The sequence below is a fragment of the Microbacterium sp. DMC48 genome, assembly GCF_056313825.1.
Window position 1 is genome coordinate 143,809 of sequence record NZ_JBQUZN010000004.1, and the last position, 22,808, is coordinate 166,616.

The window sequence follows — 22,808 nt, forward strand, 5'->3', positions numbered from 1 at the left end:
GACACCAGGGCGGGAAGCCGCCCTCACACGCATCTGACACCCGAGGTACCACTATGTCTCTCGACACCGCGGCCGTGCCGCGACCACCTGCCCGCGGAGCTGCCGCTCCTGTGATGACCGGCGCCCAGGCCGTCGTCCGATCCCTGGACATGCTCGGGGTCACGGACGTCTTCGGTCTGCCCGGCGGCGCCATCATGCCCGTGTACGACCCCCTGATGGACGATGAGGCGGTGCGCCACATCCTCGTCCGTCACGAGCAGGGCGCCGGCCACGCGGCGGAGGGATATGCCGCTGCATCCGGACGCACGGGCGTGGCGATCGCGACGTCCGGTCCGGGCGCGACCAACCTCGTCACCGCCATCGCCGACGCCTACATGGATTCGGTCCCGCTGGTCTGCATCACCGGCCAGGTGTTCAGCCACCTCATGGGCACCGACGCCTTTCAGGAGGCGGACATCGTCGGCATCACCATGCCGATCACGAAGCACTCGTTCCTGGTCAAGACCGCCGAGGAGATTCCCGCCGCGATCGCGGCGGCGTTCGAGATCGCCTCGACGGGCCGGCCCGGACCCGTCCTCGTCGACATCACGAAGGATGCGCAGCAGGCCTCGGCACCGTTCGTGTGGCCCCCGAAGATCGAGCTGCCCGGATATCGCCCCGTGACGAAGGCCCACGGCAAGCAGATCCAGGCGGCGGCGCAGCTGATCGCGCATGCGAAGAAGCCCGTGCTGTACGTCGGCGGCGGCGTCATCCGCGCCCGTGCCGCGGCGGAGCTGCGCGTGTTCGCCGAAGCGACCGGCGCCCCCGTCGTCACGACTCTGATGGCGCGCGGAGCGTTCCCCGACTCTCACCCGCAGAACCTCGGCATGCCCGGGATGCACGGCACGGTGCCCGCGGTGCTCGCCCTGCAGGAGTCCGATCTGATCGTCGCCCTGGGCGCGCGCTTCGACGACCGCGTCACCGGAAAGGCCGACGAGTTCGCGCCGAACGCGCAGGTCGTCCACGTCGACATCGACCCGGCGGAGATCTCGAAGATCCGCACGGCCGACGTGCCGATCGTGGGGGATCTGAAGGAGGTGCTCGTCGACCTGGATGCCGCCTTCCAGAGCGCCCGCGCCGATCACACGCCCGACATTGCGGAGTGGTGGTCGTACCTGGATGGTCTGGTCACCGAGTTCCCGCTGGGCTACGCCGAGCCGGAGGACGGCCTCCTTGCTCCGCAGTACGTCATCAAGCGCATCGGCGAGCTCACCGGGCCCGAGGCCGTCTACGCCGCCGGCGTCGGACAGCATCAGATGTGGGCGGCGCAGTTCATCGGCTACGAGCGCCCCAACGCGTGGCTCAACTCCGGCGGTGCCGGAACGATGGGCTACTCGGTACCGGCCGCGATGGGCGCCAAGGTCGCCGAGCCCGACCGCGTCGTGTGGGCGATCGACGGCGACGGCTGCTTCCAGATGACGAATCAGGAACTGGCCACGTGCGTGCTGAACGACATCCCGATCAAGGTCGCGATCATCAACAACTCGAGCCTCGGCATGGTGCGCCAGTGGCAGACGCTGTTCTTCTCGGGACGTCACTCCAACACCGATCTCAACACGGGTCACGGGACGGTGCGCGTGCCCGATTTCGTGAAGCTCGCGGAGGCCTATGGCTGCCTCGGCATCCGTGTGGAGAAGCTCGAAGAGGTGGATGCCGCCATCACGCTGGCACTCGAGACGAACGATCGACCGGTCGTGATCGACTTCGTCGTGTCGGCCGACGCGATGGTGTGGCCGATGGTCCCGCAGGGCGTCAGCAACAGCTTCGTCCAGTACGCCCGCGATCATGCGCCCAGCTTCGACGGGGAGGACTGAGATGAGCCGTCATGTCCTGAGTCTTCTGGTCGAGAACAAGCCGGGTCTGCTGACCCGGGTGGCCGGCCTGTTCGCCCGCCGCGGCTTCAACATCGAGTCGCTCGCGGTGGGCGTCACCGAGGTGCCCGGCCTGTCGCGCATCACGGTCGTCGTCGACGTCGAGGAGCTCCCGCTGGAGCAGGTGACCAAGCAGCTGAACAAGCTGATCAACGTCATCAAGATCGTCGAACTGGAGCCGGCGGCGTCCGTACAGCGCGAACATATGCTGATCAAGGTGCGCGCCGACAACCAGACGCGCTCCAACGTGATCGAGGTCGTGAACCTCTTCCGTGCGTCCGTGGTCGACTATGCGACGGACGCCCTCGTCGTCGAGGTCACGGGTGATCGCGGCAAGATCGACGCCATCCTTCGCGCCCTCGAGCCGTTCGGCATCAAGGAGCTCGCCCAGTCGGGCCTGTTGGCCATCGGCCGCGGCGGCAAGTCCATCACCGAACGCGTCCTGCGCGGCTGATTCCCTCACGGGCGCCTCGACTCGCTGCGCCCGCTCAATGACCGGAAAGAAATCAAGGAGAAACACACACCATGGCTGAGATCTTCTACGACTCCGACGCCGACCTGTCCGTCATCCAGAACAAGAAGGTCGCGATCGTCGGCTACGGCTCGCAGGGTCACGCGCACGCGCAGAACCTCCGCGACTCGGGCGTCGAGGTCTTCATCGCGCTCAAGGACGGCTCGAAGTCGATCGCGAAGGCCCAGGAGGACGGCTTCGAGGTGAAGAACGTCGCCGATGCCACCGCATGGGCCGACCTGATCATGATCCTCGCGCCCGACCAGCACCAGCGCGGCATCTACAGCGAGAGCATCCTGCCGAACCTGTCGGCCGGCAAGACCCTGGCCTTCGCCCACGGCTTCAACATCCGCTTCGGCTACATCGACGCCCCCGAGGGTGTCGACGTGATCCTCGTCGCCCCGAAGGCGCCGGGGCACACCGTGCGTCGCGAGTTCGTCGCCGGCCGCGGCATCCCGGACATCATCGCCGTCGAGCGCGACGCGTCTGGCCACGCCTGGGAGACCGCGCTGTCGTACGCGAAGGCGATCGGCGGCACGCGCGCCGGCGTCATCAAGACCACGTTCACCGAAGAGACCGAGACCGACCTGTTCGGTGAGCAGGCCGTGCTCTGCGGTGGCGTGTCCCAGCTCGTCCAGTACGGCTTCGAGACGCTGACCGAGGCCGGCTACCAGCCGCAGATCGCGTACTTCGAGGTGCTGCACGAGCTCAAGCTCATCGTCGACCTCATGTGGGAGGGCGGAATCGCCAAGCAGCGCTGGTCGGTTTCCGACACCGCCGAGTACGGCGACTACGTCTCGGGCCCGCGTGTCATCGACCCGCGCGTCAAGGAGAACATGCAGGGCGTTCTGGCCGACATCCAGTCCGGCGCTTTCGCCGAGCGCTTCATCGGTGACCAGGACGCCGGTGCGCCCGAGTTCCAGGAGCTGCGTGCGAAGGCCGCCGCCCACCCGATCGAGGCCGTGGGCAAGGACCTGCGCGCCCTGTTCGCGTGGAAGCAGCAGGACGCCGACTACACCGAGGGCTCCGCCGCGCGCTGACCTCGTCCAGACCTCGGCACACCCGCCGAGAAGGCTTGCGAAAGCCACACCGGCCCGGCCCCCACACAAGGGGGCCGGGCCTTTCGCTTGCTAGCGTGACAGGATGACCGTCGCGTTGGAGATCGCCGTTCAGGATGTCGCGGGCGCCCGCGCCGCCATCGACGCAGGAGCGGACCGGCTCGAGCTCTGCCAGGCGCTGGCTGTCGGTGGGCTCACGCCGTCGATCGCGCTGGTGGAGATGACGGTCGCCGCTGTCGGCGGGGAACGCGTGAACGTCCTCGTGCGTCCCCGCGCGGGAGGATTCGTCTACGACGACGACGAGATCGCCCTCGTCGCCGCCGACATCCACGCGGTGAGGGCCGCCGGGGCGGCGGGTGTCGTCGTCGGCGCGTTGACTCGCGACGGGCACCTCGACGCGGCGGCGCTGCGCAGGTGGAGAGACGCCGCCGGCGACGGCACGCTCGTCTTCCACCGGGCGATCGACGCGGCAGATTCGCCGCTCGCCATTCTCGATGGGCTCGCCGCGGCCGGTGTCGACCGTGTGCTGAGCTCGGGCGGGGCCGCGCGATCGGTTGACGGCACGGAGGTGCTGCGACGTCTGGTCTCGGCGGGCACCGGTGTCGAGATCATGGCCGGCGGCGGCATCCGCGTGGGCGACATCGCGCGTATCGCGGACGCGGGCGTCGACGCCGTGCATCTGTCCGCCCGGGCCGTCACCGGTCTCGACGTCCCGTCCGGGCCCGGGGGAGGAGCGGGCGGCCACGACGCCACCGACCCGCTCGTGGTGGCGGCAGCTGCGGCCGCGGTGCGCAGTACGCTTTCGGAGTGAGCACGCCACGTGATGACGACGCCCTGACCTGGGACGGCGACGACGATCCCACTCTCGACGTGGGACACCGTCCCACCGTCGAGTCGACGCCCGAGCCGGCGCCCGAGCCGGAACCGGCCGTGCTTCCCGACGGATTCACCGCCGTCGGCAAGGGCAGCGCCACCGTCGGCCACATCGACGCGGACGGCACCGTCACGATGCCCGATGAGCCGACGCAGATGTCGAACGCGATGCTCGTGACGCTCGGCATCCTGGCCGGTGCCTACCTGCTCTTCACGATCGGCTGGATCATCGGCGGCCTGCGCCTGCAGGGCACGGCGGAGTTCCTGGTGAGCCCGGTGGGATACGCGGCGGCCCTGTGGCTGGCCGTCGCAGCGGCGCCGGTCTGGTTCCTCACGGTGTTCGTCCTGACGCGCGCCGCGAAGGCGTGGGTACGCGTGCTGCTGTTGGTCGGCGGGCTCGCGCTGCTCGTGCCGTGGCCGTTCATCCTCGTCGGGGCGGTGGGACGATGACCACGAGTGCTCCCACCCCGCCGCGGACGCGTGTGCTGCCCACCTGGCTGATCGTCGCCATCTCGGTCGTGTTCGGCCTGTTCTACGCCTATTTCGTGTGGAACGCCGTCGGCTTCCTCTCGCAGGCGGCCTCCGGCGCGCAGCCGCTGAACGCCTACGGCTGGTTCGTGCTGCTGCTGTCGGTTCTGTTCCCGCTGATCGCGTTCGGCGTCGCCTTCGCCGTCGGCTGGCGGCGGACGTGGTGGGAGTTCGCGCTCGTCCTCATCGCCGGTCTCTGCGTCGTCGCGGTGTTCTGGCTGAACATCCTGACGTACACGGTCGGACCGTCCGGCTCCTCGATGCTCGGCTGAGGGATCGCTTTTCCCCGGTCGTCACACGGTCGGGGGCGGTGCGGTGCGACCGGTAGGCTGGCATCCTTCCACCCGCTCCGATCCTGCGCAAAGGTCCTGCCGCTGTGTCCAAGCCTGTCGTCCTCATCGCCGAAGAACTCTCACCCGCCACGATCGACGCCCTGGGGCCGGACTTCGATGTCCGTCAGGTCGACGGCACCGACCGTCCCGCGCTCCTGTCGGCGCTGGCCGACGCCCACGCCATCCTGATCCGGTCGGCGACGAAGGTGGATGCCGAGGCGATCGCCGCGGCTCCCGTGCTCAAGGTCGTCGCGCGCGCCGGCGTCGGACTGGACAACGTCGACATCAAGGCCGCCACGGCGGCCGGCGTCATGGTCGTCAACGCGCCGACCTCCAACATCATCTCGGCGGCCGAGTTGACGATCGGGCACATCCTCAGCCTTGCCCGGCACATCCCGGCCGCACATGCCTCGCTCGCCGCCGGTGCGTGGAAGCGCAGCTCCTTCACGGGCACGGAACTCTTCGAGAAGACGGTCGGCATCATCGGCCTCGGCCGCATCGGCGCCCTCATCGCCGCGCGTCTGCAGGCATTCGGCGTGAGTGTCGTGGCGTACGACCCGTACGTCACGCCGACGCGCGCACAGCAGCTCGGTGTGACGCTGCTGAGCTTGGACGACCTGCTCGCGCAGAGCGACTTCGTCACGATCCACATGCCGAAGACGCCCGAGACGACGGGCATGATCGGCGCGGCGCAGTTCGCGCTGATGAAGCCGACCGCGTACGTGGTGAATGTCGCGCGTGGCGGGCTCATCGACGAGGAGGCGCTGCACACAGCGCTGACCACGGGCGAGATCGCCGGCGCCGGCCTCGACGTGTTCACGAGCGAGCCGCCGAAGGCCGACGGCACCGCGTTCCCGCTGCTGTCGCTGCCGAACGTCGTCGTCACCCCGCATCTGGGTGCCTCGACCGATGAAGCGCAGGAGAAGGCCGGCATCTCGGTGGCCCGTTCGGTCAAGCTCGCCCTCGAAGGCGACCTCGTGCCCGACGCCGTCAACGTCGCCGGCGGCGTCATCGACCCGTTCGTGCGTCCCGGCATCGCCCTCGTCGAGCAGCTCGGACAGGTCTTCTCGGGCCTTGCGACCAGCGCCCTCACGAGCCTCGACATCGAGGTGCGCGGCGAGCTCGCTGCGTACGACGTGAGCGTGTACCGCCTCGCGGCGCTGAAGGGCATCTTCACGAAGATCGTCAGCGAGAACGTGTCGTACGTGAATGCGCCGCTGTTCGCCGAGCAGCGCGGCATCGAGACGCGCCTGATCGTCGAGGCGGACAGCCCGCTGTACCGCAACATCACGATCCTGCGCGGCACCCTTTCGGACGGCACCGTGCTCGAGGTGGCCGGAACGCTTGCCGGCACGCGGATGGTCCCGAAGATCGTCGGCATCAACGGCTACGAGATCGAGGTGCCGATCGACAAGCACCACATCCTCATGCGCTATGCGGACCGCCCGGGCATCGTCGCGATCTACGGGCAGAAGCTCGGTGAGGCGGGGATCAACATCGCCGGTCTGTTCGTCGCTCAGCCCGACGCCTCGGGTCGCGCTCTCTCGGTGCTCACGGTCGATCAGCCCGTGCCGGACGCGATCCTCGACGACACCCGCGAGGCCATCGGCGCCGACCTCTTCCGTCAGCTGGAGATCGTCGAAGCCTGATCCCGCGCCCGCGGGGCGCCGGGGCGCCACGGCATCCCGTCGTCGAGCCGCCATGACCTCTCCGAGCCGCTATGGTTTGGCGCGCGGCACCATAGCGGCTCGGTGAGAACGTGGCGGCTCGGCAGGATGCGTGCGGGGTCAGCGGACCGCGCGCTCCACGAGAGCGACCAGCGCGTCCAGCGCGTCGCCGCGGGGGACCGGCCCCGGGATCGATCCGCCCGACAGCGCGTTGTTGAAGTACAGGCCGTCGCCCACGAGCATCACGAGATCGAGGGCGGCGCCGTCGGGAGCGTACGGACGCAGGGCGTCCGCCCACTTCTCCCTGACCTCGCGCAGTGCTTCCGCGGCTTGGCCGTTGCCGCCCTGAGCCAGGCGGGAGGTGGCGAGGATGACGCGGTCGATCGGGTCGTTCGACATGACCGATGAATGCAGATAGTGGGCGATGGGGCCGCCCGGGTAGGTCGACATCGCCGCGACGTCCTCGTCGACGAGGGTCTGGAGGCGTTCGATGAGACCTGCCTCGAGCATCTCCTTCGAGGCGAAGTGGTAGAGCAGGCCGCCTTTGGAGACACCCGCGGCCCGCGCCGTCGCATCGATCGTCGCCGCTCGCTCGCCCTCGTCGACGAGGATCGCCTCGAAGGCGTCGAGCACCTTCTCGCGGGCCAGGGGAGGGCGACTCATGGTCTCGATCGTATCCAGCGAGCGGCATCCATGTCTGTTACTATACCGGCTGGACGGTTTACAAATGATGACACTGACTGAAGAGATCACCCTGGCCGAGTCGAACGGGAAGCGCGTGGGATGGCGCGGCTGGCTCGCACTGATCGTGCTGATGCTGCCGGTTCTGCTCGTCTCTGTGGACAACACGGTGCTGAGCTTCGCCCTGCCCGACATCGCCCTGAGCCTGAACCCCTCCAGCGCCCAGCAGCTGTGGATCATCGACGCCTATCCGCTGGTGCTCGCGGGGCTCCTGGTGACGATGGGCACGGTCGGCGACCGCTTCGGGCGTCGACGGATGCTGCTGATCGGCGCGACCGGCTTTGCCGCGGTGTCGGTGCTGGCCGCCTTCGCGCCCAGCGCCGCCTGGCTCATCGCCGCACGTGCCGGTATGGGCGTGTTCGGCGCGATGCTGATGCCGTCGACCCTGTCGCTGCTGCGCAGCATCTTCACCGACCGCGACCAGCGCCGCATGGCGATCGCGGTATGGGCGTCGATGTTCTCCGCGGGGGCGGCCCTGGGGCCGATCGTCGGCGGGATCCTGCTCGAGCACTTCGCGTGGGGCTCGGTCTTCCTCATGTCGGTGCCGGTTCTCGTGCCGCTGCTGATCCTGGCGCCGCTGCTGGTGCCCGAGAGCCGTGATCCGCGCCCTGGACGCATCGACCCGATCAGCATCGCTCTGTCGATGTTGACGATGGTGCCGATCGTCTACGCGATCAAGGAGGTCGCGGTGCACGGCTTCGGCGTGCTCCCGGTGGTGCTGACGATCGCCGGGCTCGGCTTCGGTGTCGTGTTCGTTCGCCGTCAGCTCGCTTCCGCGCAGCCGATGCTCGACATGCGGCTGTTCGCCCGTGGCACCTTCAGCGGCGCGCTGCTGGTGAACCTGCTCAGCGTCGTCTCTCTCGTGGGCTTCCTGTACTTCGTCGCGCAGCATCTGCAGCTCATCGTCGGTCTGTCGCCGATGGAGGCGGGATTCGCGCTCGTTCCCGGCATGGCGGCGATGATCGTCGCCGGACTGCTCGTCGTGCCGATCGCCCGCCGCGTCTCGGCGCGCGTGATCGTTCCGATCGCACTGTCGTTCTCGGTCATCGCCTACCTGCTCGTTCCCGGCGCGGTCGGAGACGGCGCCCTGGCGCTGCTGATCGCCGCCTTCGTGCTGCTGGGCATCGGCATCGGTGCCGCCGAGACGGTGTCGAACGAGCTCATTCTCGCCAGTGCGCCGCCGGCGAAGGCCGGCGCGGCCAGCGCCGTGTCGGAGACGGCCTACGAGCTGGGCGCCGTCTTGGGCACGGCGGTGCTCGGCGGCATCCTGACAGCCGCGTATCGCACGGGCATCGTGCTCCCTGCGGGTGTCGAGGGTGCCACGGCGGATGCCGCGCGCGAGACCCTGGCGGGCGCGATGACCGTCGCGGGCGCCCTGGACGGTGCCACGGCCGATGCGCTGCGCACGGCGGCGGCTCACGCTTTCGACGCGGGTGTCGGCATCACCGCGGTGATCGGAGCCGTGCTCGTCGCCATCGCAGCGGTCATCGCGGCCACTACGCTGAAGGGGTCGCGCAGCGCCCACGTCGAGCACTGATCCGTCCTCACGGACGTCCGCACCGACGGCGCCGCGCATGCCCGAGTACGAGCTGTGTCGAGGAGTTCCATGTCGCGTGTGATCAAGCTGGCCGTCATCCCCGGTGACGGCATCGGTCCGGAGGTCGTCGCAGAGGCGGAGAAGGTGCTCGACGCCGTGACCGCGGCATCCGAGGTCACCTTCGACAAGACGCGCTTCTCCCTCGGGGCGGCGCGCTACCTCGAGACGGGAGACACGCTCACGGACCATGATCTGGCCGCCATCGCCGCACACGACGCGATCCTGCTCGGTGCCGTCGGGGGCGTACCGGGCGATCCGCGTCTGAAGGACGCGAACATCGAGCGTGGGCTGCTGTTGAAGCTGCGGTTCTCGCTGGATCACTACGTCAATCTGCGTCCTTCGAAGCTGTATGCGGGAGCGCCGGGGCCGCTTGCCGATCCCGGTGAGATCGACTTCGTCGTGGTCCGGGAGGGCACGGAGGGACCCTACGTCGGTAACGGCGGTTCCATCCGCACCGGGACACCGCACGAGGTGGCCAACGAGACGTCGGTCAACACGGCCTTCGGCATCGAGCGCGTCGTCCGGTACGCGTTCGCTCATGCCGAGCGCCGCCGCAAGAAGGTGACCCTCGTGCACAAGACGAACGTCCTGGTGCACGCCGGCGGGATGTGGAAGCGGATCGTGGATGCCGTGGCATCGGAGCACCCCGAGGTGACCGTAGACTATGTGCACATCGACGCGGCCACCATCTATCTGGTCACGAACCCGGGCCGCTTCGACGTGATCGTCACCGACAACCTCTTCGGCGACATCCTCACCGACTTGGCCGGCGCCGTCACCGGAGGCATCGGCCTCGCCGCTTCGGGAAACATCAACCCCGACGGCGCGTTCCCCTCGATGTTCGAGCCCGTGCACGGCTCGGCGCCGGACATCGCGGGACAGCAGAAGGCCGACCCCACGGCCGCGATCCTCTCCGTCGCCCTCATGCTCGATCATCTCGGGCTCGCCGACGAAGCCGCGCGCGTCACCCGCGCCGTCGAGGAGGACATCGCCCACAGGGGCTCCGCACCCCGCGCCACCGCTCAGGTCGGCGACGCCATCGCCGCCGCGGTGCAGGCGTAGCCTGGAACCGCCGCACGTACGCCGACCGCTCACACCCTCAGGACACGACATGAGCCTCATCTACGAACCCGACGCCGGACTCGCCCCTCTGGAGTTCGCGGTCACCCGCAACCTCGCTGCGAAGTCCGCTGCGGAGCGCGAGCAGCTGCTCGCCGATCCTGCCTTCGGAACGACCTTCACGGACCACATGGTCGACATCTGCTGGTCGGTGCGCGGCGGGTGGCACCGTCCCCGCGTGCAGCCCTACGGCCCGCTGTCGCTCGACCCCGCTGCCGCCGTGCTGCATTACGGGCAGGAGATCTTCGAGGGCATCAAGGCCTACCGGCATGCCGACGGTTCCGTGTGGACCTTCCGTCCCGATCAGAACGGTCGTCGCCTGCAGCGCAGCGCACGACGCCTGGCGCTTCCCGAGCTGCCGGTGGAGTACTTCATCGAGTCCTTGAAGGCGCTCATCGCCGTCGACGGCGCCTGGGTGCCCTCCGGCGCCGACCAGAGCCTCTACCTGCGCCCGTTCATGTTCGCCAAGGAGGCGTTCTTGGGTGTGCGTCCGGCGAACAAGGTCGGTTACTACGTGATCGCCTCACCGGTCGGCGCGTACTTCAAGGGCGGCGCCAAGCCGGTGTCGATCTGGCTCAGCGAGGACTATGCGCGCGCGGGCAAGGGCGGCACGGGCGCGGCGAAGACGGGCGGCAACTACGCCGCCAGCCTGCTGCCGCAGGCGGAGGCGTACGAGCAGGGCTGCGACCAGGTCGTCTTCCTCGACCAGGATCGCAACGTGGAAGAGCTGGGCGGGATGAACGTCGTGTTCGTCTACAAGGACGGCACGATCGTGACGCCGCAGTCGGACTCGATCCTCGAAGGCATCACACGCGACTCGATCCTGCAGCTCGCTGCCGACCGCGGCCACAAGATCGAGGGCCGCGCGGTCTCGATCGACGAGTGGCGTTCGGGTGTCGCCTCCGGCGAGATCGTCGAGGTGTTCGCATGTGGCACCGCCGCCGTCGTCGCTCCGATCGGTGTGCTGAAGGGGCGCGACTTCGTCGACGAGCAGCCCCTCGGCCCGCTCGCCCAGTCGCTGCGCGACGAGCTCACCGACATCCAGTACGGGCGTCGCGACGACACGCACGGCTGGCTCGTGCGTCTCGACGAGCCGGTGACCGATGCGGAGCCGGCCGCGTGAGGATCGTCCGTTTCAGCCACAACGAGGCGATCCGCTTCGGCATCGTCGACGAGACCGAGCTGGTCGTCTTGGCGGGTGATCCGTTGTTCGCGGGTTTCGAGACGACGGGGGAGCGGGTTCCGCTCGGTGAGGTCGCGCTGCTCGCTCCTGTCATCCCGCGCTCGAAGATCGTCTGCGTCGGCAAGAACTACCGCGACCACGCCGCCGAGATGGGCGGCGAGGCTCCGGCCGCGCCGCTGCTGTTCCTGAAGCCGAACACCGCGGTGATCGGACCGGGAGATGCGATCGTGCGGCCTTCGCAGTCCGAGCGCACCGATTTCGAGGGCGAGCTCGCGATCGTGATCGGCCGTGTGGCCAAGAATGTCCCGGCATCCGCTGCGCTCGATTACGTGTTCGGGTACACGATCGGCAACGACGTGACCGCGCGTGATCTGCAGAAGTCGGATGGGCAGTGGGCGCGCGCCAAGGGGTTCGACACGTTCTGCCCGCTCGGTCCGGCGATCGAGACGGAGTTCGACCTCGAGGGCGGCGCGCGCATCGTGACGCGGGTGGACGGCGACGTGCGCCAGGATGGCCCGATCTCCGACATGGTGCACTCGGTGCCGGAGATCATCGCCTACGCCTCGGCCGCGTTCACGCTGCTGCCGGGGGATGTGATCCTCACCGGTACGCCGGCTGGCATCGGGCCATTCGACGCGGGCCAGACCATCGAGATCGAGATCACGGGCCTGGGCACGCTGCGCAACACCGCGCGAAACGCGTGAGCGCCCTGGCGCCGGCGATGGACCCCGTCGCCGTCGCGCGTATCCAGCGGCGCACCGTCACCGTCCTCGCCGCCGGACAGGTGCTGGGCGGCATCGCCTTCGGCGCAACGGTCTCGCTCGGCGCGCTGCTCGCGGCCGATCTGTCGGGCCAGGAGGCGCTGTCGGGGCTGGCGACGGCATCCGTGACGCTCGGAGCATCGTTGTGCGCCATCCCGCTCGCGCGGATGGCGGCACGGCGCGGGCGACGGGTGGCGCTGACGCTCGGCAACCTCTTCGCGCTGATCGGCATCGGGATCGTCATCACGGCGGCCGCCGTGCGCAGCTTCCCGCTGCTGATCGTGGGCGTGGTGCTCATCGGTGCCGGCAACGCGGGCAATCTGCAGTCGCGCTTCGCCGCGACCGACCTCGCTCCGGCCCCGCGGCGCGGACGCGACCTCGGCACCGTCGTCTGGGCGACGACCGTCGGGGGTGTGGTGGGCCCGCTGCTTCTGACACCGGGAGAGGTCGTCGGCGCCGCGCTGCGGATGCCACCGCTCACGGGCTCGTACGCGTTCTCGATCGTGGCGCAGCTGATCGCTTTTGCGCTCTACGTGGCGGCGCTGCGACCCGACCCGCTCCTGCTCGCACAGCGCCTGGCGCGCAGCGGCGAGGCGCAGCGTGAGCGCATCGACGATGTCGACCGGCCGGTCGCCGCGCGTTATGCGGTCTTCGCGGTGGCCGGGTCGCACGTGGTGATGGCGTCGGTGATGGCGATGACGCCGATCCATCTGGCGCACCTGGCACCCGAGCACGTCACGCTCGTGGTCGGAACCACGATCGCGCTGCACGTGTTCGGCATGTATGGCTTGTCGCCGGTGTTCGGGGTGCTGGCCGACCGATGGGGACGCATCGCGACGATCCTCCTGGGTCAGGCGCTCCTGGCGGTGTCGCTGATCGTGGCGGCGACCATGCCCGATTCGCAATGGGCGGTGCTGGTCGCGCTGTTCCTGCTGGGAGCGGGGTGGAGCGCTGCGACCGTGTCGGGCGCAGCTCTGCTCACCGAGAGCTCTCCGACGAGCCTGCGGCCGCGACGGCAGGGGCTCAGCGACACGATCATGACCTTCAGCGCCGCTGTCGGCGCCGTGCTCGCGGGCGTCGTCCTCAGTCAGATCGGCTATGGCGGACTCGCGCTGGTCGCACTCGCGCTCGTCGTCGCGGTCACGGTGCTCTCGCCCTACGCGCGTCGCGGGTGAGGAGCGCCGCGAGGAGGTGTCAGCCGCGGAGGGCTGCGACGGCCCGGTCCACGTCGGTCTCGTCGTTGAACACGTGGAAGGCGACGCGCGCGCGCCCGTTGCGGCCGGATGCCGTGATGCCGGCGGCCTGCAGACGCGCGAGGTCGTCTCCGCCCGGGTCGACCCAGGTGACGATCGCCGTCGGGATGTCCGGTTGCTCCAGCTCCAGCGCCCGACGAAGGCGGGACGCGAGACCCGTGGCGTGAGCGTGGACGGCCGCGATGTCGGCCTGCGCGAATGTCCGCAGCGCGGGCTCGGCGCCGACGAATGCCTGCCAGGCGGGGGAGACGTCGAAGCGTCGCGCGCAGGCGGCGAGATCCGCGTCACCGCCGTAGCACGACGTCCAGGGATCGTCGCCGGCATACCACCCGGCCTGTACGGGCGCGAGCGTGCGCGCGTAGTCCGCGCTCACCGACATGAAGGCGACGCCGCGCGGGCAGCACAGCCACTTGTAGGCGTGACAGAGCAGCGCATCGAATCGCCCGGCGTCGACCGGCATCCAGCCCACGGCCTGCGTGGCATCGCATACCGTGCGTGCACCGACCGCGGCTGCCGCGGTGCTGATGGCGTCGACGTCGGCGACGTGACCGCACGCGGACTGCACCAGGGAGAACGCGACGAGCGTCGTACTGGACGTGACCGCGTCGGCCAGGCGCGACAGCGGAGCGGTGCGGACGCGGATGCCGCGACCGGCGTGCACGAAGGGCAGGACGAGCGAGGAGAACTCGTGTTCCGGTACCAGGACCGTCGAACCCGCGGGGAGCGCCGCCGCGAGAAGTGCCACCTGAACCGACGTCTGGGAGCCGATCGCGACGCGCTCGGGGGCGACACCCACGAGCGACGCGAAGTGTGCTCGCGACTGCTCCACCGCGCGACTGTAGCTCGCGATGTCGGGGCGTCCGGCGAGGTCCGCGGCGACCGCGTGCCGCGTCGCGTCCATCGGCAGCCCCACCGTGCACGCGGCCAGGTAGCCGTCGGCGGAGCCGAACTCGGCGCGCACCGAGGCGAGGGGGTCGTGGACAGCGGTGATCATGGTTTCAGCTTCGCGCGTCGCGACGTATGCGTCTACGGCAGGTATTGCATGAGAAACATGCCATGCGATGATGTGTACGTGAAGGAGATCGCCCCGGAACTGGACGTCCAGAGCCTGCGTACCGTGCGCGCGATCGCCGACACCGGCTCGATCACAGCGGCCGCCGCCGCTCTGGGATACAGTCAGCCCGCCATCAGCCAGCAGCTGCGGCGTGTGGAGAACCGGCTGGGGGTTGCGCTGATCGAGCGCGTCGGTCGCGGCGTGCGGCTGACGGAGGCCGGCCGCGTGCTCGCCCGTCATGCGCCGGCCGTGACGCACGCCTTCGACGCCGCCGCCGAAGAACTGGCACAGCTGAGGGGGCTGCGCACCGGTGTCGTCCGCCTTGTCGCCTTCCCCTCGGCGTCGCCCGTGCTCGTTCCCCGTCTGCTGGCGTCCCTCTCGGCATCCCACCCCGGACTCACGCTCACCTATGTGGAGGCGGAGCCACCGGAGGCGGTGGAAGCGATTCGCGAAGACCGCGCCGACATCGCGCTGACGTTCAGCTACCCGGGCGACCGCGACGACCCGCACGGATCGAGCGCCCGGGGGCTCACCGTACGCAGCGCGGGTCGCGACGACCTGCTGCTCGTGTTGCCCGGAGGTCATGCGGGTGTGGCGGACGTCGCGGCACTCGCCGACGCGACGTGGATCGCCGGTTGCCCACGCTGTCGCGGCCATCTGCTGGAGCTCTGCGGTCGCGCGGGGTTCGAACCGCGCATCGGGTTCGAGACCGACAATGCCGTCGCGGTCGAAGGACTCGTGGCGCAGGGGTTGGGCGTGGCGACGTTGCCGCGGATGGCGGTCGAGTCGTTCCCGCTGCTGCCCGGCGTGCAGACCGCTCCGCTGCCGCCGGCCGAGTCGCGCGGACTCCACGTCGTCACGGCACGCGACGCCGAGCGGGTCCCGTCGGTGAGCACCGTGCTCGAGGTGCTCGGGCGGGAACTCGCTGCGGTGCAATCCGCATCATCCTGACCCGCGGCGTGATCGCCGGACCGCGCCGCGCGCTCGTCGTCGCGACGCGGGGCTGACGATTCGCTGCGCCCGCCCGCCGCCTAGACTGGAGGCGATGTCTGCCGCGATCCATCCCCGTACCACCACCGCCTCCGGAGCCGACGTCCGCGTACGGTTCTGCCCGTCGCCGACCGGCCTTCCGCACGTCGGCATGGTGCGCACGGCGCTCTACAACTGGGCGTACGCGCGACACACCGGCGGCAAGCTCATCTTCCGCGTCGAAGACACCGACGCCGCTCGCGACAGCGAGGAGAGCTACCGTCAGCTCGTCGACGCGCTCACCTGGCTGAAGATCGACTGGGACGAGGGCGTCGAGAAGGGCGGCCCGCACGAGCCGTACCGCCAGTCGCAGCGCCGCGACATCTACGCGGGCGTCCTCGAGACCCTGATCGCCTCGGGTGCCGTCTACGAGTCGTACTCGACGGCGGAGGAGATCGATGCGCGCAACGAGGCCGCAGGGCGAGCGAAGCAGCTGGGCTACGACAACTTCGACCGTGACCTCACCGAAGACCAGAAGGCCGCTTTCCGCGCCGAGGGCCGCGAGCCCGCGTGGCGCCTGCGCGTGCCCGATGAGGACCTGACGTACGTCGACCTCATCCGCGGCGAGGTGACGTTCCCTGCCGGCTCCTTCCCCGACTTCGTCGTCGTGCGCGCCGGTGGCCAGGCGCTTTACACCTTCACCAATCCGGTGGACGACGCGCTCATGGGCATCACCCACGTGATCCGCGGCGAGGACCTCATGCCCTCGACGGCGCGTCAGCTCGCCCTCTACGGTGCGCTCATCGAGGCCGGTGTGACCGACTTCATGCCCCGATTCGGTCATATGCCGCTCGTCCTCGGCGAGACCGGCAACAAGAAGCTCTCCAAGCGCGACCCGCAGGCCGACCTGTTCCTGCATCGTGAGCGGGGCTTCATCCACGAGGGGCTGCTGAACTACCTCGCGCTGCTCGGCTGGTCGATCGCCGCCGATCGCGACGTCTTCTCGCTCGAGGAGTTCATCGCGGCGTTCGACATCGTCGACGTGAACCCCAATCCCGCCCGTTTCGACCAGAAGAAGGCCGAGTCGATCAACGGTGACCACATCCGAATGCTCGCCGCCGAGGACTTTGCCGCCCGGCTCGTTCCGTATCTGCATGCCGCGGGTCTGATCGAGAATCCGCCCACCGCCGTGCAGCAGGCGACACTGGATGCCGCCGCGCCTCTCGTGCAGGAGCGCATGCAGCTGCTCGGTGAGGCGCCCGGGCTGCTGGGCTTCCTGTTCCGCGACGATGTCGTGTACGAAGACGATGCGCTGAAGGGTCTGCCCGCCAATGCGGGAGAGGTACTCGTGGCATCCGTGGGAGCACTCGAGCTGGTACCCGAGCACGGATTCACCGCTGCGGCGGTGCAGGATGCGCTGTCGGCGGCGCTGATCGACGGTCTGGGGCTGAAGCCGCGAGTCGCCTACGGCCCACTCCGGGTTGCCGTCAGCGGACGACGCGTATCGCCGCCGCTGTTCGAATCGATGGAGCTGCTCGGCAAGTCCGCATCGGTGCGCCGCCTCGGCGCACTCGTTCAGCACCTCGGCTGAGACAACTGTCGCAGCCCATCAGGCGCCGCAGGAGTAGAGGCCTGACATCGGGGCGTCCATGACTTCGGTGCAGTTCGCCACGACCCACGTGCGTATCTGACCGGCCGCGGTGCTCGCGGTGTCGGTGCCGCCGAGCCCGCCCGATGGGCCTCCGCCACCGCCAAAGCCCCCGTTGCCGGCGATCACGTACCGCAGCTTCCCGTCGGCGACGAGCGTCTGGAATGCCGCGAGCGTCGGTGCCGGATCACGCTCGTCGAAGCCGCCGATGGGCAGGAACGACCCGCCGTCCGAGGCCAGGATGAGCGAGGCTGCGCTCTGCGCCCCGAAGGTCGCGGCGAGGTACGCGGTGCCCTGTTGGTGCTCCGTCAGCCAGGCCACGGTAGCGGCGGCGCCTGTGCCCGCCTCGCCGGACGAAGCGGCGAAACCGCCGGAGTTGCGAGTGCCCGTGCCCTGCCCGCTGGAACGTTCGCGTGCTCCGTCGGTTGAGGCTCCGGTCTGTCCGCCGGACCGCGAGAACCCGTCCCCGCGGTGCCCCGCCCCGAGCGGCCCCGAGGCACCGCTCCCGGATCCGGAGGCCCCCGAACCGGGTCCGACGAGGCCTGTTGCTCCCGGCGCGCCGCCGCGGGTACCGGGTCCGAACCCTCCGAAGCCGCCGACACCGCCGATGCCGGACACACTGGCGACGCCGGCCGCGGTCGGGTTGGTCGAGTTGGGCGACCACATCGTCACGACGGCCCAGCTCGCCGGCGTCAGCAGCATGGCGATCGCAGCGACGACGGCAGTGAGCAGCCGCGGGTGTGCCCGACGGTGGTCCACCACGACGGCTGCCACCGCGGCGACGGCGACGAGAACCTGTGCCACCGCGATCGGCAGTGAGAATGCGGCTCCGCGGTCGGAGGCGACACTCAGGCTGATGATCAGCGCCGTCGTGGCCGCGACAGCCGGGAGTGCGATCTGCGCCCACAGGATGCGGCGTCGCCGCGCCCAGGCGAACGCGGCGCCGGTCAGCAGCGCCATCGGGATGGCCATCGAGGCGGTGTAGAACTGGTGCATTCCGGCCACGAGCGAGAACATTCCGGCGAACGTGACGAACCACACGGCCCCGAACAGCAGCAACGGCAGGCGGAAACGAAGGACCGCGAGGATCACGATGGCGAGGATTGCGGTCGGGATCAACCACCCGATCTGATCGGCCAGCGAACCGTTCAGCAGCCGCACGGCAGAGGGCGTTCCCGAGAACGGCGGAGTGAATGAGCGGTAGGCCGCGCTGTCGGCGGTCGTGGAGCCGAACCTGCCGAGTCCGTTGTAGCCGAACACCATCTCCCACGGATTGTTCGTCAACGTGCTGCCGATATAGGGGCGGTCGGATGCCGGAACGAGCGAGACCGCGATGATCCAGCCCAGCGACAGCACGAGGCTGAGCGCTGCGGACACGGCGACGTGCCAGACCCGGCGCCACCACGGCTGTCGGGTGCAGAGATAGGCGACGGCGAGTGCAGGCCAGACCGCCCACGCCTCGAGCATGTAGGTCTGGAAGCCGGCGGCGATGAACACGCCCGCAAGTACCAGCCATCCGAAGCTGGCCCGGCGCAACGCGTGCGTCGCTGCCCACGCCGTCAAGGCGAGGGCGAGCACGAAGAACGTCTCTGGCTGGTTGGAGCGCGCGACCGCGACCAGGATGGGCGTCGTGGCGACGACCGCCCCGGCGACGAGGCCCGAGGTGATGCCCGCCCATCGCCGTGCGGTGATCGCGGTCACCACGGCCGCGACCGCCGCGGCCAGAGCGTTCGGAATGATGACCGCGGCGGGGGAGAAGCCGAAGATGCGTACGGTGAGGGCGGGGATCCAGAACGAACCGGGGATCTTGTCCAGGGTGATCGTTCCGGCCGGGTCGAACGAGCCGAAGAAGAAGTTCGGCCAGCTGCGGCTCATCGACAGCGCGATCGACGCGTAGTAGTCGGACATCGAACCCCCGACGCCCCAGGCTGTGAGGATCGCGGCCGCGACTGCCATGACGAGGAGGGACCAGTGCCACGGCGTGCCCATCCGCCGCCGGGTCGTCGCGGCGGTGTGGACGGGCGAGAAGGCGGCGGCGGGGGAGGCGGGGAGCGCGGTCACAACGGTCACCGTAGGACCGCTTCACCAGCGGCGTCGTTGTGCGGCCTATGAAATCGCCCGGATCGCGCCCGTCAGTCCGACGCCCACGTCGCCCAGATGACGTTCTGGCCGTCGATCTGTTGGGGACCGGCCCCCACCGCGTACCGGGCTGAGCTGGCGTCCTCACCGTCGAGCCACCAGATGTAGGCGCCGTAGCCGGAACTCTGCTGGTACCCCGCGGCCGTCAGCGTGGCGCCGATCTGCGCGATGGCGGCGTCCGCGTCGCCGACGAAGATCGCTCCCTTGCGCTTTGTTCCGCCGTAGTCGTCCTCGACGTAGCAGGCCGGCGAGGCGCCGGGCTTTCCCGCTTCCGGAAAGACGAACCGGGTGGGGTCGGCGGGAGAGGGATTCAGGTAGCCGTTGGCGTCCATGAACGAGATCATCGCGTCGGTGCAGCCGAACAGCTGACCGCCGCCGACGGCCGCCGGTGTGCCGGCCTCGGCGGTGGGACCGGCGTCGTTCTCGGTGACGGACGGCGTCGATGCGGGCGAGGCCGCGCAACCGGCGAGCACGAGGACGGCGATGGCCGTCGCGGGCAGGAGCAACGGGGATTTCACACGGCTCAGTGTCCGGCCTGCCCGGCGTCGGGGCAATGCGTGGTCCGGCTGGTTTGGACTCGGTCCGCGCGTGGGCTAAGCTAGACCCTCGGTACGACTTCGGTCGTCACCCCCTGGGGTATGGTGTAATTGGCAACACGGCTGATTCTGGTTCAGTTGTTCTTGGTTCGAGTCCAGGTACCCCAGCAAGACAGATAGCCCCGGAGATCCGCGTCACAGCGGTAACCGGGGCTCTTGCTTTTTCGGTCGGAGCGCGCTCGGCGTCCGTGTTATCGTGCGATAACACCCGTGCCCGAGAGGAAACCTGCATGGCGACCGGCCGACGTCCGCCCGCGCGCAACGAGGAACTCCTCGACGCGTCGGTGCGGGCATTCGCGCCGCGCGGCTACTTCGGTACGTCGACCGCCGATGTCGCGAAGGCGATGGGTGTCTCGCAGCCCTACGTCATCCGCACCTTCGGGTCGAAACGAGAGCTCTTCCTGCGCACGCACGCACACGCCGCGGCGGCCATCCTCACGGCGTTCCGATCCGCATCGCGTGGTCGCGTCGCCGGCGACGGATTCGACGCCGAGCGCGTCGGCGCCGCGTATCGAGATCTCGTGCGCGCCCGTCCTGAAGCCGTCCTGGTGTGGGCTCACGCCTTCTCTGCGGCGACGGCGGAGCCCGCCATCGGCGACGAGTCCCGCCGGATGTTCCAGGAGGTCTATCGCGCGCTGCGCGAGCTGGGTGCCTCCGACATGCAGATGTGGGCGTTCATGGCCCGCGGCATGCTCATCAACACGCTCCTGCTCATGCAGGCCCCCCGTTTCGCCGCCGACTACGACTTCGCCCCCCTCATCGATCTGGTCTTCAGCTCGGCATCCGCTCCCGTCCCCTCCGATGCCCAGCGCATCCGACACGAACAGGAAACGTCACGTGAGTGATCTCGTCCCCTTCACCGACAACTTCAACGATCTGTCGAACGCCGACGGCTATCAGTTCGAGTTCCGTTGCGAGCGCTGCGGAAACGGCTACCGCTCGGCCTTCCGTCGCGACCCGCGTGCGGCCGGTCAGAAGCTGGCCCGGGGACTGGGCAACCTCTTCGGCGGATCGCTGTACGAGATCAGCTCCATGGCCGATCGCCTCCTGGACCGCGGCACGAACTCGCCCGCGAAAGACGAGGCGCTGCGCGCCGCAACGGCAGAGATCGCCCCGAGGTTTCATCAGTGCCGGGCGTGCAGCGACTGGGTGTGCGGTGACGTGTGCTGGAACGACGCCGTCGGACAGTGTGTACGGTGCTCCCCGATCGCGACGGAGGAACTGGCCCAGCTGCAGGCCGAGGCGCGCCGCCGGCAGATGCAGGAGCGACTCGAGACGGTCGACCTCCTGGGCGGAATGGATCTGAAGACGCAGGCGCAGCCGCGCTGCGCAGCGTGCGGTGCGCAGTCCCACGGAGGCAAGTTCTGCGGCGAGTGCGGGTCACCGCTCGCCGTCGTCGCGGCGTGCCGCGGCTGCGGTACCGACAACCCCGCCGGTGCCAAGTTCTGCGCGGAATGCGGCACGTCTCTGGCGGGCTGACCCCTCGCGCGCGGCAGTGACGCTCTCTATGCTCTGGGCATGACTGAACCCACGCAGAGCCAGCTCGAAGCCTCCGACAAGGTCGACAAGCGCACGATCGGCGGCGAGATCCGGTACTACCTCAAAGACATCAAGGCGCATTGGCCGGCCGTCGTCGAGCAACACCCGGATGCCGCGGGCCACGAGGCCTGGTGGACGGCGGACGGCACGTTCCACGCGACGCACGAGCAGCTGCGCCGCGACGCGATGATCGGCGGGATCGTCTGAATCGACCTCGTCCCCGCAGCGTGCGCCGATAGGCTCGAGGCATGGCTCCCGCACGCTCCGCCCTCCCACATCGCGCACTCGGCCGCACCGGCCGTGAGGTCTCGGTCATCGGTGTGGGTACGTGGCAGTTGGGCGCGGACTGGGGCGATGTCTCGGAGGAGGACGCGGCCGCCGTGCTCGCGGCATCCGTCGACGCCGGCGTCACCCTCTTCGACACCGCTGACGTCTACGGAGACGGTCGTTCAGAGCAGATCATCGGCCGCTTCCTCGCCGCACGGCCCGGGCACGGCGTCGTCGTCGCGACGAAGATGGGACGACGCGACGAGCAGCCTGCCGAGAACTACACGGCGGAGAACTTCAGGACGTGGATCGACCGCTCTCGCCGCAACCTCGGCGTCGACACCCTCGACCTCGTTCAGCTGCATTGCCCGCCGACCGCCGTGCTCGAGGACCAGCGCACCTTCGATGCTCTCGACCGCCTCGTCGACGCGGGCGCGATCGCTGCGTACGGCGCCTCGGTCGAGACGGTCGACCAGGGGCTGTCCGTCCTCCGCCGCCCCGGATTGACGAATGTGCAGATCATCATCAATCCGTTCCGGCTGAAGCCACTGGATGAGTTCTTGCCCGCCGCGGTCGACGCAGGCGTGGCCGTCTTCGCCCGCGTACCGCTGGCAAGCGGGCTGCTGTCGGGCCGCTACACCACTGCCACGACCTTCTCCGCCGCCGATCACCGTTCGTACAATCGCGAGGGTCAGGCGTTCGATCGGGGAGAGACGTTCTCGGGCGTCGACTTCGAGACCGGGGTGGCAGCAGCAGCGGAGCTCGCGGGCGCGCTGCCCGAGGGCGTGAGTCTGCCCGCTGCCTCGCTCGCGTGGATCGTGGCGCAGCCCGGCGTCACGGCCGTGATCCCCGGCGCGCGGACGCCGTCGCAGGCCGCAGCGAACGCCGCCGCAGCCTCGTCTTTGGACGCACCCGAGGCGTACGCCGCGTTCGACGCGGCGGTGCACGATGTCTACGACCGTCGTCTGCGCCACGCCATCCACGCCCAGTGGTGAAATCCGCTCATAGGCTTCGCTCAGCCGTCGCCGAGCCGATGCCGAAGCTCCGCGCCTAGCGTCGGCCC

Annotated in this window: 22 protein-coding genes and 1 tRNA gene; 19 read left to right on the forward strand and 4 right to left on the reverse strand. The window is 69.4% G+C overall.

Translation table 11 applies throughout. From position 1 onward, the window contains the following. The first annotated feature begins 53 nt into the window (after positions 1 to 53). From ACT53O_RS05915 to serA, 7 genes are all read left to right on the forward strand, one after another. Complete coding sequence (locus ACT53O_RS05915; RefSeq protein WP_476151580.1) at positions 54 to 1,853, forward strand: acetolactate synthase large subunit; 1,800 nt, start codon at positions 54 to 56, stop codon at positions 1,851 to 1,853. Position 1,854: 1 nt separating this feature from the next. Continuing rightward, the gene (gene ilvN, locus ACT53O_RS05920) at positions 1,855 to 2,364 is read left to right on the forward strand and encodes an acetolactate synthase small subunit (RefSeq protein WP_036290481.1); all 510 of its coding nucleotides are present in this window, start codon (positions 1,855 to 1,857) and stop codon (positions 2,362 to 2,364) included. Between the two features lie 71 nt (positions 2,365 to 2,435). Then, positions 2,436 to 3,461: a ketol-acid reductoisomerase gene (gene ilvC / locus ACT53O_RS05925; protein WP_476151581.1), complete on the forward strand. Its 1,026-nt coding sequence runs from the start codon at positions 2,436 to 2,438 to the stop codon at positions 3,459 to 3,461. 103 nt (positions 3,462 to 3,564) lie between these two features. Further along, entirely contained in the window at positions 3,565 to 4,290 is a 726-nt protein-coding gene (locus ACT53O_RS05930; protein ID WP_294944083.1) for a copper homeostasis protein CutC, read from the forward strand. Next, a complete protein-coding gene (locus ACT53O_RS05935) occupies positions 4,287 to 4,802 on the forward strand; it encodes a DNA polymerase III subunit gamma/tau (protein WP_112931352.1) in 516 nt (171 codons plus the stop codon). The genes ACT53O_RS05930 and ACT53O_RS05935 overlap by 4 nt, the downstream gene beginning before the upstream one ends. Next, on the forward strand, positions 4,799 to 5,152 hold the full coding sequence (locus ACT53O_RS05940) for a bacitracin resistance protein (protein WP_294944086.1): 354 nt from the start codon (positions 4,799 to 4,801) through the stop codon (positions 5,150 to 5,152). The genes ACT53O_RS05935 and ACT53O_RS05940 overlap by 4 nt, the downstream gene beginning before the upstream one ends. A 104-nt stretch (positions 5,153 to 5,256) precedes the next feature. Further along, positions 5,257 to 6,861: a phosphoglycerate dehydrogenase gene (gene serA / locus ACT53O_RS05945; RefSeq protein ID WP_036318364.1), complete on the forward strand. Its 1,605-nt coding sequence runs from the start codon at positions 5,257 to 5,259 to the stop codon at positions 6,859 to 6,861. 138 nt (positions 6,862 to 6,999) lie between these two features. On the opposite strand, the gene ACT53O_RS05950 is transcribed toward serA, so the two are convergent. Continuing rightward, a complete protein-coding gene (locus ACT53O_RS05950; protein ID WP_347417252.1) occupies positions 7,000 to 7,542 on the reverse strand; it encodes a TetR/AcrR family transcriptional regulator in 543 nt (180 codons plus the stop codon). A 64-nt stretch (positions 7,543 to 7,606) separates the two neighbouring features. On the opposite strand from ACT53O_RS05950, the gene ACT53O_RS05955 reads away from it, so the two are divergent. The 5 genes from ACT53O_RS05955 (at position 7,607) to ACT53O_RS05975 (ending at position 13,455) form a co-directional block, all read left to right on the forward strand. After that, positions 7,607 to 9,157 (forward strand): MFS transporter, encoded by a 1,551-nt coding sequence (locus ACT53O_RS05955; protein ID WP_476151582.1) that lies wholly within the window; start codon positions 7,607 to 7,609, stop codon positions 9,155 to 9,157. Positions 9,158 to 9,226: 69 nt separating this feature from the next. After that, positions 9,227 to 10,279, forward strand: coding sequence for a 3-isopropylmalate dehydrogenase (locus ACT53O_RS05960; protein ID WP_036318361.1), 1,053 nt, complete (start codon positions 9,227 to 9,229; stop codon positions 10,277 to 10,279). 49 nt (positions 10,280 to 10,328) lie between these two features. Continuing rightward, a complete protein-coding gene (locus ACT53O_RS05965; protein ID WP_036318360.1) occupies positions 10,329 to 11,459 on the forward strand; it encodes a branched-chain amino acid aminotransferase in 1,131 nt (376 codons plus the stop codon). Then, positions 11,456 to 12,223, forward strand: coding sequence for a fumarylacetoacetate hydrolase family protein (locus tag ACT53O_RS05970; protein WP_039415594.1), 768 nt, complete (start codon positions 11,456 to 11,458; stop codon positions 12,221 to 12,223). The genes ACT53O_RS05965 and ACT53O_RS05970 overlap by 4 nt, the downstream gene beginning before the upstream one ends. A gap of 17 nt (positions 12,224 to 12,240) precedes the next feature. After that, entirely contained in the window at positions 12,241 to 13,455 is a 1,215-nt protein-coding gene (locus tag ACT53O_RS05975) for an MFS transporter (RefSeq protein WP_295817212.1), read from the forward strand. A 19-nt stretch (positions 13,456 to 13,474) separates the two neighbouring features. Here the strand turns inward: ACT53O_RS05975 and ACT53O_RS05980 are convergent, their stop codons facing one another. Next, positions 13,475 to 14,527: an aminotransferase class V-fold PLP-dependent enzyme gene (locus tag ACT53O_RS05980; RefSeq protein ID WP_476151583.1), complete on the reverse strand. Its 1,053-nt coding sequence runs from the start codon at positions 14,525 to 14,527 to the stop codon at positions 13,475 to 13,477. 48 nt (positions 14,528 to 14,575) lie between these two features. On the opposite strand from ACT53O_RS05980, the gene ACT53O_RS05985 reads away from it, so the two are divergent. Both ACT53O_RS05985 and gltX read left to right on the forward strand, forming a co-directional pair. Further along, positions 14,576 to 15,538 carry a LysR family transcriptional regulator gene (locus tag ACT53O_RS05985; RefSeq protein ID WP_476151584.1) on the forward strand — a complete coding sequence of 321 codons (963 nt, stop codon included), beginning with the start codon at positions 14,576 to 14,578 and terminating at the stop codon, positions 15,536 to 15,538. 94 nt (positions 15,539 to 15,632) lie between these two features. Then, complete coding sequence (gene gltX, locus ACT53O_RS05990; RefSeq protein WP_112931361.1) at positions 15,633 to 17,147, forward strand: glutamate--tRNA ligase; 1,515 nt, start codon at positions 15,633 to 15,635, stop codon at positions 17,145 to 17,147. Positions 17,148 to 17,165: 18 nt separating this feature from the next. On the opposite strand, the gene ACT53O_RS05995 is transcribed toward gltX, so the two are convergent. Both ACT53O_RS05995 and ACT53O_RS06000 read right to left on the reverse strand, forming a co-directional pair. Then, positions 17,166 to 19,265: an ArnT family glycosyltransferase gene (locus ACT53O_RS05995; RefSeq protein WP_476151585.1), complete on the reverse strand. Its 2,100-nt coding sequence runs from the start codon at positions 19,263 to 19,265 to the stop codon at positions 17,166 to 17,168. 71 nt (positions 19,266 to 19,336) lie between these two features. Beyond that, a complete protein-coding gene (locus ACT53O_RS06000; RefSeq protein WP_347417257.1) occupies positions 19,337 to 19,861 on the reverse strand; it encodes a hypothetical protein in 525 nt (174 codons plus the stop codon). A gap of 114 nt (positions 19,862 to 19,975) precedes the next feature. On the opposite strand from ACT53O_RS06000, the gene ACT53O_RS06005 reads away from it, so the two are divergent. From ACT53O_RS06005 to ACT53O_RS06025, 5 genes are all read left to right on the forward strand, one after another. After that, positions 19,976 to 20,047 (forward strand) — tRNA-Gln (locus ACT53O_RS06005). A gap of 122 nt (positions 20,048 to 20,169) precedes the next feature. Beyond that, entirely contained in the window at positions 20,170 to 20,784 is a 615-nt protein-coding gene (locus tag ACT53O_RS06010; protein ID WP_476151586.1) for a TetR/AcrR family transcriptional regulator, read from the forward strand. Then, positions 20,777 to 21,418: a zinc ribbon domain-containing protein gene (locus ACT53O_RS06015; RefSeq protein WP_039415578.1), complete on the forward strand. Its 642-nt coding sequence runs from the start codon at positions 20,777 to 20,779 to the stop codon at positions 21,416 to 21,418. The genes ACT53O_RS06010 and ACT53O_RS06015 overlap by 8 nt, the downstream gene beginning before the upstream one ends. A gap of 39 nt (positions 21,419 to 21,457) precedes the next feature. Beyond that, positions 21,458 to 21,685: a hypothetical protein gene (locus ACT53O_RS06020; RefSeq protein WP_036318229.1), complete on the forward strand. Its 228-nt coding sequence runs from the start codon at positions 21,458 to 21,460 to the stop codon at positions 21,683 to 21,685. A gap of 41 nt (positions 21,686 to 21,726) precedes the next feature. Next, positions 21,727 to 22,740 carry an aldo/keto reductase gene (locus tag ACT53O_RS06025; RefSeq protein WP_476151587.1) on the forward strand — a complete coding sequence of 338 codons (1,014 nt, stop codon included), beginning with the start codon at positions 21,727 to 21,729 and terminating at the stop codon, positions 22,738 to 22,740. The last annotated feature ends 68 nt before the right edge of the window (positions 22,741 to 22,808 follow it).

Bases quoted from the DNA above. Each gene is read 5' to 3' on its own strand.
- ACT53O_RS05915 (WP_476151580.1), top strand. From the start codon at position 54: ATGTCTCTCGACACCGCGGCCGTGCCGCGACCACCTGCCCGCGGAGCT.
- ilvN (WP_036290481.1), top strand. From the start codon at position 1,855: ATGAGCCGTCATGTCCTGAGTCTTCTGGTCGAGAACAAGCCGGGTCTG.
- ilvC (WP_476151581.1), top strand. From the start codon at position 2,436: ATGGCTGAGATCTTCTACGACTCCGACGCCGACCTGTCCGTCATCCAG.
- ACT53O_RS05930 (WP_294944083.1), top strand. From the start codon at position 3,565: ATGACCGTCGCGTTGGAGATCGCCGTTCAGGATGTCGCGGGCGCCCGC.
- ACT53O_RS05940 (WP_294944086.1), top strand. From the start codon at position 4,799: ATGACCACGAGTGCTCCCACCCCGCCGCGGACGCGTGTGCTGCCCACC.
- ACT53O_RS05950 (WP_347417252.1), bottom strand. From the start codon at position 7,542: ATGAGTCGCCCTCCCCTGGCCCGCGAGAAGGTGCTCGACGCCTTCGAG.
- ACT53O_RS05955 (WP_476151582.1), top strand. From the start codon at position 7,607: ATGATGACACTGACTGAAGAGATCACCCTGGCCGAGTCGAACGGGAAG.
- ACT53O_RS05960 (WP_036318361.1), top strand. From the start codon at position 9,227: ATGTCGCGTGTGATCAAGCTGGCCGTCATCCCCGGTGACGGCATCGGT.
- ACT53O_RS05965 (WP_036318360.1), top strand. From the start codon at position 10,329: ATGAGCCTCATCTACGAACCCGACGCCGGACTCGCCCCTCTGGAGTTC.
- ACT53O_RS05975 (WP_295817212.1), top strand. From the start codon at position 12,241: ATGGACCCCGTCGCCGTCGCGCGTATCCAGCGGCGCACCGTCACCGTC.
- ACT53O_RS05980 (WP_476151583.1), bottom strand. From the start codon at position 14,527: ATGATCACCGCTGTCCACGACCCCCTCGCCTCGGTGCGCGCCGAGTTC.
- ACT53O_RS05985 (WP_476151584.1), top strand. From the start codon at position 14,576: ATGAGAAACATGCCATGCGATGATGTGTACGTGAAGGAGATCGCCCCG.
- gltX (WP_112931361.1), top strand. From the start codon at position 15,633: ATGTCTGCCGCGATCCATCCCCGTACCACCACCGCCTCCGGAGCCGAC.
- ACT53O_RS06010 (WP_476151586.1), top strand. From the start codon at position 20,170: ATGGCGACCGGCCGACGTCCGCCCGCGCGCAACGAGGAACTCCTCGAC.
- ACT53O_RS06020 (WP_036318229.1), top strand. From the start codon at position 21,458: ATGACTGAACCCACGCAGAGCCAGCTCGAAGCCTCCGACAAGGTCGAC.
- ACT53O_RS06025 (WP_476151587.1), top strand. From the start codon at position 21,727: ATGGCTCCCGCACGCTCCGCCCTCCCACATCGCGCACTCGGCCGCACC.